Annotated in this window: 1 protein-coding gene; it reads right to left on the bottom strand. The window is 72.0% G+C overall.

Annotated features, from left to right (window positions below; genetic code table 11):
* Positions 1-19 precede the first annotated feature (19 nt).
* Positions 20-586 (bottom strand): AMP-binding protein, encoded by a 567-nt coding sequence (locus FUT87_RS25880; protein WP_147242845.1) that lies wholly within the window; start codon positions 584-586, stop codon positions 20-22.
* Between the last annotated feature and the right edge of the window lie 103 nt (positions 587-689).

Raw genomic sequence — 689 nt, 5'->3', positions numbered from 1 at the left:
GTCGTGCCGCTGGTGTAGATCAGGATCGCGGGATCCTCGGCCGCGTTGTCCCGCGCGGCGAAGCGGGCGTCCTCGGCTTGCAACGCGGCCATCCAGCCGGCTTCGCCGTCCTGCGGCTCGGACTCGCCGACCAGCAGACCTGGCGCAGCGCCGGGCATTGCACGCGCACCGCCCGCACCGCGTCCAGCGCCCCGCTTTCGACGATCGCGACGCTGGCCTCGCTGTCCTGCAGCCGGTAGGCCAGCGCATCGGGGCCGAAGAGCATGGACAGCGGCATCGCCACCGCGCCGAGCTGGTTGATCGCGATGTGCGCGACCGCCGTCTCGAAACGCTGCGGCAGCACCAGCGCCACGCGGTCGCCGGCCTGCACGCCGAGACGCCGCAGCGCGTTGGACAGCCGATTCGCCGCGCGCTGCAGTTGGCCGAAGGAGTACTGCGCGCGACAACCGCTGTCGCTGTCGAAGAGGATGGCCGGCGCGTCGGGCGTCTCGCGGGCCCAGCGGCCGCAGCAGAGTTCGGCGATGGACAGGCGCTCAGGCACCTGCCAGCGGAACGCGCCGTGGATCAGCGCGTAGGCGTCGGACATCGCGACTCTCCGGGACTGGAACAAGAGCGTGGATGCTAGCGAGCGAGCCGGCACGGGAGGTCATGGAAAGCCCGTAGCGCCAGGACGGTGCCGACCCGGGCGG

This window comes from Mitsuaria sp. TWR114, from assembly GCF_007997345.1.
This window is presented reverse-complemented; position numbering and strand designations above follow the sequence as displayed.